Genomic DNA, 17,167 nt, shown 5'->3' on the forward strand with positions numbered 1-17,167 from the left:
CTTTTGAGCAGGCGGGCCACGGGCCTCAGCCGAGGTCCGGCCTTCCTCGCGCCCTCTCGTTGTTCAGAGGGACACGAATGCTGCATCACCCGGGCACGACGTGCCGCGGGATGAAAGATGCTTATCAGTTCGCCTCCGTGATGAGGTCGAAGGTGTCGACATCTACTCAACTGTCGTCCCGGACAAGCGCGCGACGCGCGCGCCGATCCGGGATCCATAACCCCAGGGAGATGTGCGAGGCACGATGGTCGACCATTCTCGCCCAGCCACATCCGCCGCGGCGTATGGATCCCGGGTCGGCGTCCGCCAACGCTCCGCGTTGTCGGACTTGCCCGGGACGACATCGAATGCTTGGCGCGTTTTGGACTTCATCACCAGCAATGTGAGTTTTGCAGCGCTGCTCCGATCCATGTATTCAGCAGCCGCGCAACACGGAGGAAATGCACATGACCAAGACCGCCACCGAGATCGAGGACGACCGTCAGATCCGCGAACTGTTGCAGAACTGGGCGATCTGGCGCGATGCCGGTGATTGGGAGCGTTTCCGCACGGTGTGGCATCCGGATGGGCGGATGATGGCGACGTGGACGCAGGGCACCGGTGACGAGTTCATCGAGATCAGCAAGGCGGCCTGGGCCAAGGGTGTCAACATCCTGCACTTTCTCGGCGGCATCTCGGTCGATCTCGCCGGCCATCGCGCGATCTCCCAGACCAAGATGACGATCTCACAGCGGGCCGAGGTCGAAGGCGTCGTGTGCGACGTGCTCTGCACCGGCCGCTTCTACGACTTCCTCGAGAAGCGCGCGGGCAAATGGGGCATCGTGCTGCGCCAGCCGATCTACGAGAAGGATCGCATGGACCCGGTGACGCCGGGCGCGGTGCCGGCGCTGGATCGCGCGCTGCTGGAGCAATTTCCCGTGGGGTATCGGCATCTCGCCTATCTGCAGACGCGCATCGGCTACACGGTGAAGCGCGACATGCCCGGGCTGAAGGGGCCGGAGGTCGAAGCGCTCTATGCGCGCGGCGCCGCGTGGCTGCGGGGCGAGGGGCTGTGATCATCGGCCCCTGCGTCGCCGGTGCCGCGCTCCGAACGGAACAGCTCTCGCCGAGGGGGCTGATCCGGCGGATCTCTGGGGCCGTTACCGAGCGGGTGAGTCTTTTCGGAGTGCCTAGCGGAATCAGCGCAAGTGCTTGAATCAGAAGGGATTGTCTGTCAGCCTTGTTCCTTGGAGCGGAACCGTCGTGCGGCTATTGTATACAGGATTGGCGGTTTTCCGCCGGGAGAAGGCGGAACTTGCGCCTCCTCCCTCGTTTGATGTATACAATGACCAGCTAGAAGTATACCGCCACGAGGACACGCCATGGCCGCTTCTTTTCCGATGAATGCCTGGTACGCCGCGGCCTGGGACGCCGAGGTCAAGCAGGCCCTGCTGCCGCGGACGATCTGCGGCAAGCACGTCGTGATGTTCCGCAAGGCCGACGGCACCATCGCCGCGCTCGAAGATGCCTGCTGGCACCGGCTGGTGCCGCTGTCCAAGGGCCGGCTGGAAGGCGACACCGTCGTTTGCGGCTATCACGGCTTGAAATTCAGCCCGCAGGGCCGCTGCACCTTCATGCCGTCGCAGGAGACCATCAACCCCTCGGCCTGCGTACGTGCCTATCCGGCGGTCGAGCGGCATCGGTTCATCTGGCTGTGGATGGGCGATCCGGCGCTGGCCGATCCGGCTGCCATTCCCGACATGCACTGGAATCACGATCCGGCCTGGGCCGGCGATGGCAAGACCATCCACGTCAAATGCGACTACCGGCTGGTGGTCGACAATCTGATGGACCTCACGCACGAGACCTTCGTGCACGGCTCGTCGATCGGCAACGACGCGGTGGCGGAAGCGCCGTTCGACGTCACCCATGGCGAGCGCACCGCGACCGTGACGCGCTGGATGCGCGGCATCGAGCCGCCGCCGTTCTGGGCGAAGCAGCTCGGCAAGCCCGGTCTGGTGGACCGCTGGCAGATCATCCGCTTCGAAGCGCCGTGCACGGTGACGATCGACGTCGGCGTCGCACCGGCCGGCACGGGCGCGCCGGAGGGCGACCGCTCGCAGGGCGTCAACGGCATGGTGCTCAACACCATCACGCCGGAGACCGACAAGACCTGCCACTATTTCTGGGCGTTCGCCCGCAACTACCAGCTCCCCGAGCAGCGGCTGACGACGGAGATCCGCGAGGGCGTGTCGGGCATCTTCCGCGAAGACGAGCTGATCCTGGAAGCGCAGCAGCGCGCGATGGACGAGAATCCGGGACGCGTGTTCTACAACCTCAACATCGATGCAGGCGCAATGTGGGCACGGCGGATCATCGATCGGATGATCGCGCGCGAAACGCCGCTGCGTGAAGCCGCGGAGTAGAATGGAATGGCCGAGCGTGACAGCGAGCGTTCGATCTCGCAGACCGTACGTGCGCAGCTCACCTTGCGCGACCTGATCCTCACCGGCGGCTTGCGCCCCGGCGAGCGCATCTCCGAGCTGCAGGCGGTGGAGGCCGCCGGCGTCTCGCGCACGCCGGTGCGCATGGCGTTGGTGCGGCTCGAGGAGGAGGGGCTGCTGGAGGCCATTCCGTCCGGCGGCTTCATGGTGAAATCGTTCTCCGAGCGCGACGTGCTCGACTCCATCGAGGTGCGCGGCACGATGGAAGGACTGGCGGCGCGGCTCGCCGCCGAGCGCGGCGTGTCCGTGCGCGACACCGAGCCGATGCGCGAGTGCCTCGCCCAGATCGACGAGCTGATCGCGCCGGCCGAGCTCTCGTTCGACGCGTTCTCGGCCTATGTGGCGCTGAACGCGCGCTTTCATGCCCTGCTGGCCGAACTGTCGCGCAGCCCGCCGGTGATCCGCCAGGTCGACCGCGCCAGCGCGCTGCCGTTCGCCTCGCCGAGCGGCTTCGTGATGGCGCAATCGGCGCTGCCGGAGGCGCGTCACATCCTGGTGGTCGCGCAGGAGCATCACCGCATCGTCATCGATGCGATCGAGAACCGCGAGGGCGCCCGCGCCGAGAGCATCATGCGCGAGCATGCCCGGCTGGCGGCCCGCAACCTGCGGCTCGCCGTGAAGGCGCGTGGTCCGATGGACCTGGTGCCTGCGGCGGTGCTGATCAAGACGCAGATCAACGGCTGAGGAGGCGATCATGCGTTTCCAGGACAATTGGTCGCCTGCGACCCTGGTCTCGACACGCGACCTTGCGCCGGGCATCCGCGAATTCATCCTGCGGCCCGACGGCTATGTCTGCGCGCCCTATCCGGTCGGCAGCCACATCAAGGTCGGCGTCCTCGCCGCCGGCCAGCCCGATGTCCGCTCCTATTCGCTGGTCGGCGAGGCGGACCCGCGTGGCTACCGGATCGCCGTGCGCTTCGCCGAGGATTCCCGCGGCGGGTCGCGCTATCTGTGGTCGCTGCAGCCCGGCGCCCGGCTGGATGTGGCGAGCCCGACCTCGCTGCTGCAGGTCGATTGGCAGCGTCCGCATTATTGTCTGGTCGCCGGCGGCATCGGCATCACGCCGCTGGTCGGAGCAGCGCACGCGTTGCTGCGCAAGACGCCGAACGTCTCGCTGCACTATGCGGTGCGATCGCGCGGTGATGCGGCCTATGTCGATGAGCTCGCGGCGCTGCTCGGCGACCGTCTCACGGTGTATGCCGCGGACCAGTCGCAGCGGCTGGACCTGTCCGATCTTTTTTCGAGTCTGCCGTCCGGAGCAGCCGTGCTGTTCTGCGGACCGATGCGGATGCTGGATGCCGCGCGCAGCGCGTGGGCGGCGTGCGGCCGCGTGCCGGCCGATCTCAGCTATGAAACGTTCGGATCGAGCGGCCGGCTGTCGACCGAGCCGTTCAAGGTCCGGCTGCGCGACAGCGGCGAGGAGATCGTTGTGCCGCGCGACCGCTCGATGCTCGACGTGCTGAATGCCGCCGGCCACGAGGTCATGGCGGATTGCCGGCGCGGCGAGTGCGGCGTCTGCGCGGTCGACGTGGTCGAAGTCGAGGGCGAGATCGATCATCGCGACGTGTTCTTCAGCGCCGAGCAGAAGCACGACAGCCGCAAGCTCTGCGCCTGCGTTTCCCGCGCCCACGGCGTGGTCACGATCGACACGCTGGAACGGGCCGACGCGCTGTGAGTGCGCTGCCGGCTACTTGTCGGCGAGGCTGACCGGCGTCGCCGACGGCGGCTTGCCTGAGGACTTCCGGCCGCTCTGCTGCGCTGCGACGGCGGCGCGTGCGGCCTTCAGACGTGCATCGGTCTCCTTGTCGGCCAACAGCGCGTCGGTGAGGTTCGCTTCGGCGGTGTACGCCGCCTCGGCCGCGGCCTTGGCCGCCGCGATGTTGGCTGCGGTGGGATTGGCCTTCGCCAGCGCCTCCGCCACGTCGCGGTCGGAAATGGCCTTCTCGTTGGCCGCCAGCGCCGCATCGAGATTGGCGTCGGCGACCGTCTCGGCAGCATCGGCAGCCGCCAACGTCGCCGCGGCGGGACTGAGCGGCGGTCGGGGGCGCAATGGTTTCGCTACCGCCTGCGGCTTGACGGCCTGAGCCTGGGGCGGGAGCGCGGGCCGAGAGGATGGTGGCAGTGCCGTTGGCTGCTGGATGGGAGGCGGCTGGAGCGATGGCATGGTCGGTACGAGCCCGATCGGCACCATCCGCGCAAACGAGCTGCGCGCGTCGCGCATCAGGCCGCCCATGATGTCGTCGAGCGGGTCGGCCATCGCGGTCCCGCTCGCCGCTGCGCCAGCAAGCATGCCGATCGCGGCGGCGACGTTCCTCGACGTGATGCAGACGGCCATCGGAGCCTCCCTCGCGACGAAATCGGGCCAGCCGACCCCCGGCGCTCACCGCCTGCCTTATTCCGGAAATGGGTTTGCAGGGTGGCGCCATCGTGGAGCGGTCGCGCCTGACATGCGCCGCATCTGCCACATTGGGCTTTCAGGCGAGCTCCTCGCGCACCCGCGCCGCCGCCGCGCACATCGCCTTCAATTTCCCGAAAGCGGTCGCACGCGGCAGATATTTCATGCCACAGTCCGGCGCCACGACCAGCCGCTCCGGCGCCACCACTTTGAGGCCGTTGCGGATGCGCTCGGCGACGACCGCGACCGGCTCGACCTCGGGATTGCCGAGATCGAGGACGCCTAGCACGATGGTCTTGGTCGAGAGATCCCTGAGAACGCCGAGGTCGAGCCGCGGCTGCGCCGCCTCGATAGCGATCTGCGCGGCGTGGCAATCGGCAAGCTCGGCCAGGAACGCATATCCGCTCGGTTTGCTGGAGCCCGGCACGATGGCGGCATAACCGAAGCAGACGTGAACGATGGTGGGCACCGTAATATGATCCAGAGCCCGGTTGATCGCTTTGACGGCATAGCGCCGCGCCGCCTGCGGATTGTTGCGGACCCAGGGCTCGTCGAGCTGGATGACGTCGGCGCCGGCGCGTTGCAGGTCGCGGGCCTCGGCATTGACGACCTCGGCGAAAGCCATGGCGAGTGCCTCGTCGTCGCCGTAGAAATCGTCCTGGGCCTGCTGGCTCAATGTGAACGGCCCGGGCAGCGTGATCTTGGCGGCACGCTTGGTGTTACGGCGGAGGAACTCCATGTCGCGCAGCTCGACCGGGTGCGTCCGCGTGATCGGACCGGCGACGCGCGGCACTGGCGTCTTGATCCCGGACGGCGAGATGATGATGGCGGGATTGTCGGCATCGACGCCGTCGAGCGCGGTCGCGAACCGATTGGAGTAGCTTTCGCGCCGGATCTCGCCATCCGATACGATGTCGATCCCCGCCTGTTCCATGTCGTGGATCGCGACGATGGTCGCATCGTCCTGAGCGTCGTCGAGCAGCGGCCGGGGAATGCGCCACATGCCCTGCATGCGAATGCGGGGAACGGACTTCGAGAGCATTGCGCGATCAACCAGCCAATCCGGCTGCGGGTAGCTTCCGACCACGGTGGTCGGCAGGAGATGTCGAGGCATATTCACGCAGTGGCCCTCCCGCGGGTCCGACGGTCATCTCGGCGCCAGAATACAACCTAGCGTTTTGTTCGTCTTCGGATCGTCATGGAAATAATTCGTATTTTCTGCAGTTTATCAGTTCATCATTCGTCACGAGGCGGCATCACCGATGCAACACATCCTGATCCTCAACTCCGGCTCATCCTCGATCAAGTTCGCCTTGTTCGAGGAAGATGCCGACCTTGTGGAGACCGTGTATGGCCAGATCGAAGGGCTTGGCAGTGCCGCGCCGCATCTCGAAGCGAAGCTGAGGGGCGCTCCGCTGGCCGATGAACGCCTCGATGCAGCGAGCGCCACCGATCACGAGGCGGCTCTCGGCGTCGTGCTCGAGGTACTGCAGCGCGCCATCGGGCGCACCGAAGTCGACGCCGTCGGTCATCGCGTCGTTCATGGCGGGCTCGCTTTCACGCAGCCGATCGTCGTCAATGACGATGTTCTGAATGACCTGCAGAAGCTCATTCCGCTGGCGCCGTTGCACCAGCCTCACAATCTCTCCGGTGTCCGCGCCGCCCATCGCGCCTTTCCTGGCGCCGTGCAGGTCGCATGTTTCGACACGGCGTTCCATCGTTCGCACCCCTGGGTCAATGATACCTATGCCTTGCCGCGTGAGTTCTACGACCAAGGCATCCGCCGCTACGGCTTTCACGGCCTATCCTATGAATACGTCGTTTCGCGATTGAAGGAGATCGCTCCGCTCGACGAGAAGGGCCGGGTGGTCGTGATGCATCTCGGCAACGGCGCCTCGATGTGTGCGATCCGGGATGGACAAAGCATCGGTTCGTCGATGGGCTTCACGGCACTCGACGGCCTGCCGATGGGCACGCGCTGCGGTCAGCTCGATCCTGGCGTCGTTCTCTATCTGCTTCAGGAGAAGCGCATGACGGCTGAGGCGGTCACCGATCTCCTCTACAATCATTCGGGCCTCAAAGGATTGTCGGGATTGTCGCAGGACATGCGCGAATTGGAGGCCGCCGGCACGCCGGAGGCGCGGCAGGCGATCGACTACTTCGTCGACCGCATCAGGCGCGAGCTCGGCGCCATGGCCGCGGTCCTCTCGGGCATCGACGCGGTCGTGTTCTGCGGCGGTATCGGCGAGCATGCATGGCACATTCGCCAGCGCGTCTGCCAAGGCTTCGAATGGCTCGGGATCGCGCTGGACGAGGACCGCAATCGCGCGAACCATTCCTTGATATCTTCGGATCGATCGCGGGTGCGCGTGCGCGTGGTCCACACCAATGAGGAAATGATGATCGCGCGGCACGCCGCGCGCCTGTTGAGGCCGCAATGACTGAGATGGCCGACCAGACCTGCTGATTTGCCGCTTGCATGTCCTTGCTTTTTGGTATCATCGAGGATGAAAGAACAACAAGGCCGGTGGGGAAGCGATGGAAGGCAGCGTGGTGTTGCGTGAGGCGGACAGTGAGTTCGACTACGTCGTGGTCGGTGCCGGCTCGGCCGGCTGCGTTCTCGCCAACAGGCTCAGCAGCGACGGCAAGCACACGGTGCTGCTGCTCGAGGCGGGTCCAAAGGACACCAACATCTGGATCCACGTCCCGCTCGGCTACGGCAAGCTATTCAAGGAAAAGACCGTCAACTGGATGTACCAGACCGAGCCGGAGCCCGGACTCGACGGCCGCTCCGTGTTCCAGCCGCGCGGCAAGGTGCTCGGTGGCTCCAGCTCGATCAACGGCCTGCTCTACGTGCGCGGCCAGCACGAGGATTACGACCGCTGGCGCCAGCGCGGCAATGTCGGCTGGGGCTATGACGACGTGCTGCCCTATTTCAAGCGGGCGGAAAATCAGTCCCGCGGCGCCAATGACTACCACGGCGTCGACGGCCCGCTGCCGGTGTCCGACTGGCGGCACGAGGACCCGTTGTCTGAAGCCTTCGTGAAAGCGGCGGTCGAGGCCGGGTTGCCCTTCAATGGCGACTTCAATGGTGCGAGCCAGGAGGGGGCGGGGTTCTTCCAGACGACGACCCGTCGCGGCCGCCGCGCCAGCAGCGCGGCCTCCTACCTGCGGCCGGCGCTCGGCCGCAGCAACCTCCACGTCGAGACCGACGCGCTGGCCCAGCGGATTTTGTTCGAGGGGCGCCGGGCCCGCGGCGTCACGTTCAGCCAGCGCGGCCGAATGCGGACGGCCCGCGCCCGCAAGGAGATCCTGGTGTCGAGCGGCGCCTACAACTCGCCGCAACTGCTGCAGCTGTCCGGGGTCGGTCCGGCCGAGCTGCTGAAGCAGCACGGCCTCGACGTGGTTCTTGATGCGCCCGGTGTCGGGAGTGACCTGCAGGACCATCTGCAGGTCCGCATCGTGATGCGCTGCAGCCAGCGCATCACACTCAACGACATCGTCAACAATCCGGTGCGCAAGGTGCTGGCTGGCGTACGCTATGCGGCCTTCCGCAACGGTCCGCTCACGATCGCTGCGGGTACGGCCGGCGCGTTCTTCAAGACCGATCCGCGGCTCGTGAGTCCGGACATCCAGATCCACTTCATCCCGTTCTCGACCGACAAGATGGGCGAGAAGTTGCACACCTTCTCCGGCTTCACCGCCTCGGTCTGCCAGCTCAGGCCCGAAAGTCGCGGTTCGCTGCGGATCAGGAGCGCGGATCCAACGGTGCCGCCGGAAATCCGCATCAATTATCTCGCCAGTGAAACCGACCGGCGGGCCAACATCGAGGGCCTCCGGATCCTGCGGAAAATCCTGGCGGCACCGGCGCTGAAGCCGTATGTCTCGGATGAAGCCTATCCCGGGTCCAAGATCGTGAGCGATGACGACATCCTGGCCTATTGCCGGCAGACCGGCAGCACGATCTACCATCCGACCTCGACCTGCCGGATGGGGACCGATGCTGCCGCCGTGGTCGATCAACGCCTGCGGGTGCGCGGCGTCGACGGCCTGCGCGTGGTCGATGCCTCGATCATGCCGGATCTGGTTTCGGGCAACACCAACGCGCCGGTCATCATGATCGCGGAGAAGGCCTCCGACATGATCTTGCAGGACGCGCGCTGACGCAGGAATGAGTTCGTGACACGTTTCCGGATCGGCACCCGCAAGAGCACGATGGCCTTGGCGCAGACGGAGGAGATCGCCCGTCGGCTGCAGGCGGCGATTCCGTCGCTCGACATCGAGATCGTCAAGTTCGAGACGACGGGCGATTCCGACCAGACCAGCAAGCTGCTCACCCACGGCGGCAAGGGTGGCGCGTTCGTGGCCGAGATCCGCCGTGCCATGCTGGACGGCCGGCTGCATGCAGCGATGCACTCGCTGAAGGACATGCCGGGCAATGAGGAAACCCCCGGCCTGGTGGTTGCCGCGCTGCTGTCGCGCGATCCGCCGGGCGACGTGCTGGTGCTGCGGCGCGGGCTGTCGCTGGACCAATTCCGCAACGATGGCGGCCGGGGCTTCAAGATCGGCACCAATGCCGTGCGCCGGGCCGCCTATGCGCGGCGGCTGTTTCCGCACGCCGAGCTGATCCATTTCCGCGGCGCGGCCGACACCCGCATCCGCAAGCTCGACAATGGCGAGCTGCAGCGGCTGCCGGATGGCGGCGCCGTGGGACCGGCCGATGCGCTGATCATGGCGCGCTCCGGGCTGGAGCGGGTCGGTCTTTCTGATCGCGCCTCGTACGACTTCCCCGTCGCCGACATGCTGCCGGCGGTCGGGCAGGGCATCGTCGCCGTCGAGTGCCCTGCCTCCGATTGGGAGACGCGGCGCATCCTGGCGACGATCGACGATGCAGCGGCGCGGACCTGCGCCGACGCAGAGCGCGAGGTGCTGTGGGTGCTCAACGGCCACTGCAACTCGCCGATCGCAGGATTTTCGACCATCGACGGCGGACAGCTGACGCTGACCGCCTCGGTGCTCGACGAGGACGGCGGCCGCTTCATTGAAGCACAGCGCTCTGCGCCGGCGGATCGTCCGCGCGAGCTCGGCCGCGCGGTCGGGCTCGAGCTTCTCGCCAACGGCGCGGCCGAGCTGATCGAGCGCAGTCGGCCGCGCTAGCAAGTCATCCCTTGTAGGCGCGCACCCGCGCCAGCATCTGCTCCACATGGGCGATCGGCGTCTCCGGCAGGATGCCGTGGCCGAGGTTGAAGATGTGCCTTCCACCGGAATAGCTCGCCAGCACGTCATCGACCGCCTGGTCGAGCGCCGCGCCCCCAGTGAGCAGCGCCAGCGGATCGAGATTGCCCTGCACCGCGACCTTGCTCTGCACCCGCTCGCGCACGAGGCCCGGCTCCGCCGTCCAGTCGATGCTGACGGCATCGATTCCGGTCTCGGCGACGTAGCCCGGCAGCAATGCACCGGCGCCGCGCGGAAAGCCGATGATCTTCGCATCCGGCCGCGCCTTGCGCACGCCCTCGACGATGCGTCGCGTCGGCGCGACGGACCAGCGCGCGAACTCGCGCGGCGACAGCACCCCGGCCCAGGTGTCGAAGATCTGCAGCGCGTCGGCTCCTGCCTCCAGCTGCTTCAAGAGATAGCCGATCGAGCTGTCGACCAGCGCGTCGATGATCGTGCCGAACGCCTCGGGATGGCGATAGGCCAGCAGCCGCGCCGGTGCTTGGTCGGGCGTGCCTTGGCCCGCGACCATGTAGGTCGCGACCGTCCACGGGGCGCCGCAAAAGCCGATCAGGGCGGTGCTCGGTGGCAGCTCGGCCCGCACCCGGCGCAGCGCCTCGAACACCGCTTGCAGCTTCGACAAATCTGCCTTCGCCGACAGCGTCGCGATCTTGTCCGGCGTATCGAGCGGGTCGAGCCGCGGGCCCTCGCCGACCTCGAAGCGGACGCCGCGGCCGAGCGCATGCGGGATCACCAGAATGTCGGAAAAGATGATCGCCGCATCGAAGCCGAAGCGCCGGATCGGCTGCAGCGTCACTTCAGCCGCGAGCTCGGGATTGAAGCAGAGGTCGAGAAAGCCGCCGGCCTTGGCGCGGACCTCGCGGTACTCCGGCAAATAGCGGCCGGCCTGCCGCATCATCCACACCGGAGGCACGCTCTGGCGCCGACCGGCCAGCACGTCGATGAAAGGCTTGTTCACGGCAGTCTCACTCACGCTCGGGCTCCGCAACCTTCGGGAACAGTTTACCGTCCGTGATACATGCCCACGCGGTTCCGGCCAAGGTCATATCGGCTCGGGAGTCGCCGGAGATGCGATCGTCCCCACAGTTGCGGGACGTCACATCGAGGGGAACACGTCCGTCGCCCCTGCGTTGTCGTTCCACAGGGAGATCGATCATGGCTGAGAAATTCAATCCCGCGCCGCACGACAAGCACGCGGTTGATCCGCGCGAAGCTGCGCGTCTCGACCGTGCGACTGCAACGCAGCTCGACAAGGGACTGATGGACACGTTTCCGGCATCGGATCCGGTGAGCCTGCAGCAGCCCTCGACGACCCGCGTGAAGGGCGATGACGTCGACCTGGACCATTCGCCATCGCTTTGGGAAAAGGTGCGATCGGTGTTCGTTCGCTGAACTAACAGGCTAAACGCCCGCCTCGAGCGTGGCGCCGCCGTTGTTTGTCCGTAGTAGTACGGGAGCGGCCGTAGTCTTACGGGTCGGTGCGGACGCCCTCGGACCAATCGCATTTCAGAGTTAAATAAGATGTCCATGGGACTCTCGCGGCGTCCGGAGAGTCCCGCGGAATGGACATTGGTGCGACCAGAGTTGATCGAAGCCGCCTGCCAATGTGGGCGGCTGGCGTGCTTGCGCTCGTGTCGGTCACGATTCTCGCTTACAGCGTATGGGGCGAATGGACTTCCCGACAGGCGGAGGTACGCAATGCCGAAACCGATCTCGGCAACCTCGCTCACTCGCTCACCCAGCACGTCGAGGATACCTTCGAGCTTGCGGATTCGCTGTTGCGCGGCGTCGTCGCCGCGCTCGAGACCGATGACGGCAAGCCCGGTGCGATCGCCCGACTGCAGACGATTCTGAAGACGAGGAAGGCCAATCTCGGCCGCATCCGGGGCATCTTCGCCTATGGCGAAAACGGCGACTGGCTTGCCACCACCGAGGACGTCACGCTCACCAACTACAACAATGCCGATCGCGACTACTTCGCACACCACAGGATTTCGGCCGATCGCTCGCTGCTGATCGGTCGTCCGGTGCAGAGCAGGGCCGGCGGTCAATGGGTCATCACCCTGTCGCGGCGCTGGAATCACGCGGATGGCCGGTTCGGCGGCGTCGTGCTGGCAACCATCGACGTTGCCTATTTTGCTCAGTTCTACCGTCAGTTTGCCGTCGGTCGTCAGGGCACGATCAGCCTGATGAGCCGTGACGGAGCCGTCCTCGCCGACAATGCGGAACCGGACCCGCAGACGCTTGGGCGCCCCATACCTGAAGCGATACCCTATCATCCGGCGTCGGGGCCGTTGCATTTCCGGCGGCTCGGCGAACCGTCCGAACGCATCGGGTTCTATCAGCACGCGCAGCGCTATCCGTTCCTCATTCTCGTGACGCGCACCGAGGCGGAGGTCCTGGCGGAATGGACGCGTGACGCGCTGGTCCGGCTGACGGTGCTGGTCTGTCTGGTTGCGCTGGTCATAGCGATCGGCATCTTCCTCGCGAAGCAGTTGCTGCAGCGGCAGCAGCTCGCCGCGGCGCTGGCGGCAAAGGAGGAGAACTTCAGGTTGCTCGCCGAAGGCTCCAGCGACATCGTGACGCGGATCGAGCTGGACGACTGCATCGGCTACGTTTCGCCGTCGACCATGCGCGTGCTGGGCTGGCACCCGTCGCAGCTCCTGGGCAAGCGCGCGCTGTCCGGTGTGCATCCGCTCGATCGCCCGCAACTGCAGGAGATCCTCGATCAGCTCAGGAGGGGCGCCGTCGACGAGGCGCGCGCCACCTATCGCATGCGTCGCCGCGACAAATCTGAGATCTGGGTCGAGACCACGATCCGCGCCACCCGTCAGCCGGATGGCGCGCTCGACGGCTTCGTCGCCGTCACCCGCGACGTGACGCAGCAGAAGACGCTGCAGGGCCGGCTCGAGACGCTGGCCATCGAGGACGGCCTCACCGGGCTCGCCAACCGCCGCCGGTTCGACGAGCGGCTGCTGGAGGAGTGGGGCAGGGCCTACCGCGACAAGGCTTCGCTGGCGCTGCTGATGATCGACATCGACCACTTCAAGGCCTTCAACGACGCCTATGGCCACCCGGCCGGCGACGAATGCCTGCACACCGTGGCCGGCATTCTGGCCGACGAGGCGCAGCGCAGCTCGGATCTGGCGGCCCGCTACGGCGGCGAGGAGTTCGCCGTCCTGCTGCCGAACACCGATGCCGGGGGCTGCGCCAGGCTCGGCGAGCGGATCAGGCGGGCACTGCACGAGGCCCGCATCGTCCACGATCACAACCCGGTGGGCATCGTCACCGCCAGCATCGGCGGCGCGGTGTGCCGGCCGGGCTTCGAGCGCTCCGCCGGCCCGGCCTCGCTGATCGAGGCGGCCGACCGCGCGCTCTATGCCGCCAAGGACGCCGGCCGCGACCGTCTGATCATGGCCGGCGAGGTGATCGATCTGCCCGCCGGCAAGGCGCCGGCGACCGTCCCGGCCTGAGATCGCCGCCCGCTCAGTAGTGCGGCGGAGGCTCATTGCGCGGCCCCTCGGCGTTGCCTTGCGCGTCCTCGAGCCGCTCGACCAGCAGGGCGATCCGCCGCTTCAGCGCGTCGATCTCGCGCCACTGCGCAGTGATGGTCTGGTTCAGCGTCTCGATCGTGTCGTCCTGGAAGGTGAGGCGCATCTCCAGCGTGTCGATCCGCTCGCCGAGCTCCGCGTTGGATGGCTCAGAACTGCTCATCGCGTGCGCCCTCCGGAACGGCCTTGATGGTGGCCTTGCTGTGCTCCCGCAGCCCGTGACCGAGCGCCACCCGGTCGTCGAACACGAAACAGCCGCCGCGCCAGCGGCTCTCGGATTCCGGGATCTCCTCGAGATACTTCAGGATGCCCCCCTTGAGGTGGTAGACCTCGGAAAAGCCGCGCGCCAGCAGCAGCGCGCTCGCCTTCTCGCAGCGGATGCCGCCGGTGCAGAACATCGCGATCCGCTTGTGCCTGGCAGGATCGAGTGCGCGTTCTGCAAAATCCTTGAACTGCCCGAAGCTCTGCAGGCCTGGATCGACCGCGCCTTCGAACGTCCCCATCGCCACCTCGAACGCATTCCGGGTGTCGAGCACGACGGTATCCGGCGCGGCGATCAGCGCGTTCCAATCGGCGGGACTGACATAGGTCCCGACCTGCCGGGTCGGATCGGCGGCGGGATCGCCGAGCGTCACGATCTCCCGCTTCAGCCGCACCTTGAGGCGCCGGAACGGCATGGCCGTGGCGCGCGAGTATTTCAGCTCCAGATTGTCCAGCCGGCCGGCGAACAGCGTTCCGTCGCGAAATGCGCCTACCAGGGCGGCAATTGCCGGCTCGGTCCCGGCCACGGTGCCGTTGATGCCCTCCTCGGCCAGCAGGACGCTGCCCCTGATGCCGCGCTCGGCGCAAAAGGCGTGGAGCGGCGCGCGCAGGTCGCGAAAATCCGGCAGGGTGACGAACTGATAGAAGGCGGCGACGGCGAGGGGCATGCGGCCGTTTACCAGCAGAGCTGACCATAGAAAAGCTGGTATCCCCGGGCATTGCCGAGCCTGGAAGGAATGTGCGATGTAGCCGGCCAGCACTGGTATTCCAACCACCACACGATCACGCAGCGAGCAACGATGAGAAGCTTCCACTTCCCAGGCAGGTCGACGGTCCACGCCCAGAACGGAATGATCGCGACATCGCACCCGCAGGCGGCGCTGGCCGGGATCGAGGTGCTGCGGGCCGGGGGCACCGCGGCCGACGCCGCGGTGGCAGCCTGCGCCCTGCTCGGCGTGATCGAGCCGCAATCGACCGGCATCGGCGGCGACTGCTTCGCCTTGGTACAGCCCAGGGGCGAAAGCCGGATCATGGCCTATAACGGCTCGGGTCGGGCGCCCGCCGCCGCGACCGTGGACTGGTACCTCGAGCGCAAGATCCATTCGGTCCCCCTGACCTCGGCCCATGCGGTGTCCGTCCCCGGCGCGATCGATGCCTGGGACCGCATCCTGCGCGACCACGGCCGGCTCGGGCTCGACCGGCTGCTGCAGCCCGCGATCCGCGCCGCGGAGGACGGCTATGTGGTGGCGCCGCGTGTCGCGTTCGACTGGAACAACCAGTTCGAGAAGCTCAAGAACGGCACCAACACCGCGCGCTACTTTCTGCCGCATGGCAAGGCGGCAGCGGTCGGTGACGTGATCCGCCAGCCGGAGCTGGCGCAGACCCTGCGCGTCATCGCCAAGGAGGGGGCGAAGGGCTTCTACACCGGTGCCGTCGCCGAGGACATGGTGCAGACCCTGCGCGGCATCGGCGGCCTGCACACCTTGGAGGATTTCGCCAACCACCAGACCGAGGTGACCTCGCCGATCGGCACCACCTACAAGGATTACGACGTCTGGCAGTGCCCGCCCAACGGTCCGGGCATCACCATGCTGGTGATGCTCAACATCCTCTCGCGCTTCGACCTCACGCGCATCGATCCGCTCAGCGTCGAGCGCTTCCACCTCGAGGCCGAGGCCGCCCGTATCGCCTACATGATGCGCGAGCAGCACATCGGCGATCCCGCGCACATGACGACCGAGGTCGCGAGCATCCTCGCCAAGGAGTTCGCCGACGAGTACATCTCGCAGATCAGCCTCGACAAGCTGCTCGACCTGCCGAACGTCGCGCCGCCGATGAATCCGGAGACCGTCTACATCACGGTCGTCGACCGCGACCGCAACGTCTGCTCCTTCATCAACTCGATCGCGCATTCGTTCGGCTCGGCGATCGTCTCCAACGAGACCGGCGTGCTGCTGCAGAACCGCGCCGGCGGCTTCCGCATCCAGCCGGGCCATCCGAACTGCATCGGCCCGGGCAAGCGTCCGCTGCACACGATCATTCCGGCGCTCGCCACCAAGGCGGGCCGCGCCCAGATGTCGTTCGGCGTCATGGGCGGCCAGTATCAGCCGGTCGGCCAGACCCACGTTCTGACCAACATCCTCGACTACGGCTGCGACGTGCAGGAAGCGATCGATATGGCCAGGGGTCTGCATTACGAGGGCGTCTATCAGCTCGAGGACGGCGTGCCGGCCGAGGTGGTCGAGGGCTTGCAGAAGATCGGCCACAAGACCACCAAGGTGGTGTCGCCGCTCGGCGGCGGTCAGGCGATCTGGATCGACTGGGACAAGGGCACGCTCACCGGCGGCTCCGACCCGCGCAAGGACGGCTGCGCGCTGGGGTATTGAGGCGGCGCCATTCGTCATCGCGAGCGCAGCGACGCGATCCAGAGCCGTGGCTGTCACTCTGGATTGCTTCGTCGCTTCGCTCCTCGCAATGACGATGGTGGCTACGCAAGCTGCATCCACACACACCACTGTCGTCCCGGCCTTGCGCCGGGACCCATGACCCCAGGCAGTGGTTTGAGGCAGGCCAGCCGTTAGTTCTTCGCACGTCACGTCCGCCGCGGCGTATGGGTCCGGATCGGCGCCGCGACACGCGGCGCGCGTCACGGCTTGTCCGGGACGACGGCGGTGGACGGGGGCGGATACACGGCTCAAACAACGATCGACACATGGTCTCGTTCTCGCGGCACGGACGCCCGAGGTCTGCGATCAGTTCGTCCCTCTCGAAAGGCAGAGGGCGCAGGGAATGCCGGGTGAAGGCCTCACCCATGGCCCGCCTGCGAAAAAAATGCAGGCGGCAGGTACCACAGGCAAAGCCGATTCAACCGGCATTCCCTGCGCGACGGTCTTCACGCTTATACGCAGTCTCCCTGGTGCGCCGGGCTTGTTGGCCACCATTGCGACAATGCGCTTGCGCGCACTGCGCGTGATACCAGCATCGGGGTATCAGGACGCTGCGACTTCACGTCCGCGAGCTGCCGTTCGTCCGCGCATCCGAAAATGCGCTGCGGCTTCATCGCGGCCATCGCTCCCCGCCTCGCGTGTCGTGACGATCGCGCGCAACGCCCCTCCGCAATGAGGCGGGATGCGCGGAGATAATCATGATTTCCGATTATTGGCAAGAGGATTATTTTTTTCGGAAACAGGTGCCGGGCTGGTCAGCCGCTCCCGCATGAGCTAAACCGCGGCTCCCGTGAA

15 protein-coding genes are annotated in these 17,167 nt (G+C 66.5%); 10 read left to right on the plus strand and 5 right to left on the minus strand.

All coding sequences use genetic code 11. The annotated features are described in order from the left end of the window. Window positions 1-446 precede the first annotated feature (446 nt). The 4 genes from ACQR13_RS31430 to ACQR13_RS31445 all read left to right on the plus strand — a co-directional run bounded on the left by ACQR13_RS31430 (window position 447) and on the right by ACQR13_RS31445 (window position 4,158). Entirely contained in the window at window positions 447-1,055 is a 609-nt protein-coding gene (locus tag ACQR13_RS31430; protein ID WP_315750349.1) for a nuclear transport factor 2 family protein, read from the plus strand. A gap of 306 nt (window positions 1,056-1,361) precedes the next feature. Then, on the plus strand, window positions 1,362-2,405 hold the full coding sequence (locus tag ACQR13_RS31435) for an aromatic ring-hydroxylating dioxygenase subunit alpha (RefSeq protein WP_315750350.1): 1,044 nt from the start codon (window positions 1,362-1,364) through the stop codon (window positions 2,403-2,405). Window positions 2,406-2,411: 6 nt separating this feature from the next. Next, a complete protein-coding gene (locus tag ACQR13_RS31440) occupies window positions 2,412-3,167 on the plus strand; it encodes a GntR family transcriptional regulator (protein ID WP_315718241.1) in 756 nt (251 codons plus the stop codon). A gap of 10 nt (window positions 3,168-3,177) precedes the next feature. After that, entirely contained in the window at window positions 3,178-4,158 is a 981-nt protein-coding gene (locus ACQR13_RS31445) for a PDR/VanB family oxidoreductase (protein WP_315718243.1), read from the plus strand. Between the two features lie 12 nt (window positions 4,159-4,170). Here the strand turns inward: ACQR13_RS31445 and ACQR13_RS31450 are convergent, their stop codons facing one another. After that, a complete protein-coding gene (locus ACQR13_RS31450) occupies window positions 4,171-4,818 on the minus strand; it encodes a hypothetical protein (protein ID WP_315750352.1) in 648 nt (215 codons plus the stop codon). Between the two features lie 139 nt (window positions 4,819-4,957). Then, on the minus strand, window positions 4,958-5,992 hold the full coding sequence (locus ACQR13_RS31455; RefSeq protein ID WP_316193225.1) for a cobalamin-independent methionine synthase II family protein: 1,035 nt from the start codon (window positions 5,990-5,992) through the stop codon (window positions 4,958-4,960). A gap of 148 nt (window positions 5,993-6,140) precedes the next feature. Between ACQR13_RS31455 and ACQR13_RS31460 the strand changes: the two genes are divergently transcribed. The 3 genes from ACQR13_RS31460 (at window position 6,141) to hemC (ending at window position 10,035) form a co-directional block, all read left to right on the plus strand. Then, on the plus strand, window positions 6,141-7,319 hold the full coding sequence (locus ACQR13_RS31460; RefSeq protein ID WP_434863556.1) for an acetate/propionate family kinase: 1,179 nt from the start codon (window positions 6,141-6,143) through the stop codon (window positions 7,317-7,319). A gap of 97 nt (window positions 7,320-7,416) precedes the next feature. Continuing rightward, complete coding sequence (locus tag ACQR13_RS31465) at window positions 7,417-9,042, plus strand: GMC family oxidoreductase (RefSeq protein ID WP_434863557.1); 1,626 nt, start codon at window positions 7,417-7,419, stop codon at window positions 9,040-9,042. A 15-nt stretch (window positions 9,043-9,057) separates the two neighbouring features. Further along, on the plus strand, window positions 9,058-10,035 hold the full coding sequence (gene hemC / locus ACQR13_RS31470) for a hydroxymethylbilane synthase (RefSeq protein ID WP_315718248.1): 978 nt from the start codon (window positions 9,058-9,060) through the stop codon (window positions 10,033-10,035). Between the two features lie 4 nt (window positions 10,036-10,039). On the opposite strand, the gene hemE is transcribed toward hemC, so the two are convergent. Next, window positions 10,040-11,071, minus strand: a complete 1,032-nt coding sequence (hemE, locus tag ACQR13_RS31475) for a uroporphyrinogen decarboxylase (RefSeq protein ID WP_434863563.1) — start codon at window positions 11,069-11,071, stop codon at window positions 10,040-10,042. Window positions 11,072-11,268: 197 nt separating this feature from the next. On the opposite strand from hemE, the gene ACQR13_RS31480 reads away from it, so the two are divergent. Continuing rightward, window positions 11,269-11,505 carry a hypothetical protein gene (locus ACQR13_RS31480; protein WP_315718250.1) on the plus strand — a complete coding sequence of 79 codons (237 nt, stop codon included), beginning with the start codon at window positions 11,269-11,271 and terminating at the stop codon, window positions 11,503-11,505. Between the two features lie 170 nt (window positions 11,506-11,675). Then, window positions 11,676-13,586: a diguanylate cyclase gene (locus tag ACQR13_RS31485; RefSeq protein ID WP_434863558.1), complete on the plus strand. Its 1,911-nt coding sequence runs from the start codon at window positions 11,676-11,678 to the stop codon at window positions 13,584-13,586. Between the two features lie 13 nt (window positions 13,587-13,599). Here ACQR13_RS31485 and ACQR13_RS31490 read toward each other — a convergent pair whose 3' ends face one another. Both ACQR13_RS31490 and ACQR13_RS31495 read right to left on the minus strand, forming a co-directional pair. Further along, entirely contained in the window at window positions 13,600-13,827 is a 228-nt protein-coding gene (locus tag ACQR13_RS31490) for a SlyX family protein (protein ID WP_315718252.1), read from the minus strand. Then, complete coding sequence (locus tag ACQR13_RS31495; RefSeq protein WP_316194372.1) at window positions 13,814-14,593, minus strand: rhodanese-related sulfurtransferase; 780 nt, start codon at window positions 14,591-14,593, stop codon at window positions 13,814-13,816. Before ACQR13_RS31495 ends, ACQR13_RS31490 begins: the two co-directional genes overlap by 14 nt. Before the next feature lie 132 nt (window positions 14,594-14,725). Between ACQR13_RS31495 and ggt the strand changes: the two genes are divergently transcribed. Continuing rightward, on the plus strand, window positions 14,726-16,312 hold the full coding sequence (ggt, locus tag ACQR13_RS31500; protein ID WP_315718254.1) for a gamma-glutamyltransferase: 1,587 nt from the start codon (window positions 14,726-14,728) through the stop codon (window positions 16,310-16,312). Window positions 16,313-17,167: the final 855 nt, after the last annotated feature.

It is taken from the genome of Bradyrhizobium sp. HKCCYLRH3059 (assembly GCF_051168035.1).
In the GTDB taxonomy this organism is placed as follows: domain Bacteria; phylum Pseudomonadota; class Alphaproteobacteria; order Rhizobiales; family Xanthobacteraceae; genus Bradyrhizobium.